The sequence below is a fragment of the Streptomyces hilarionis genome (genome assembly GCF_024539675.1).
Taxonomy (GTDB): Bacteria; Actinomycetota; Actinomycetes; order Streptomycetales; family Streptomycetaceae; genus Streptomyces; species Streptomyces hilarionis.
Window position 1 is genome coordinate 1 of sequence record NZ_JAHHIT010000914.1, and the last position, 233, is coordinate 233.

The window sequence follows — 233 nt, forward strand, 5'->3', positions numbered from 1 at the left end:
GGCCAAGGCCGAAAGATCGATCAAGGGCGAAGACCAAAGTGCGACGACGCAGCCGTCAACTGTGTTTTTTTCTCAAGGAAACCTCACACAGCCGGCTGCAGCCTCGGCGCACAGCAGTGATACACAGTCTGACTTGCCTGTCGTGAAAGCGGTATTCGGCTCAGCAAAACGGCTGCGTGCGACTCTGCTCTACAGCAGCGGATTTGAAGTAGACGCAGATGCCTCATCTCGGG

At 56.2% G+C, this 233-nt stretch carries 1 protein-coding gene; it reads left to right on the forward strand.

Annotation, left to right across the window (positions count from 1 at the left end; all coding sequences use genetic code 11):
• Positions 1–233, forward strand: a 233-nt coding sequence (locus KMS84_RS44930) for a hypothetical protein (protein WP_256921693.1), incomplete at both ends; no start/stop codon positions are given.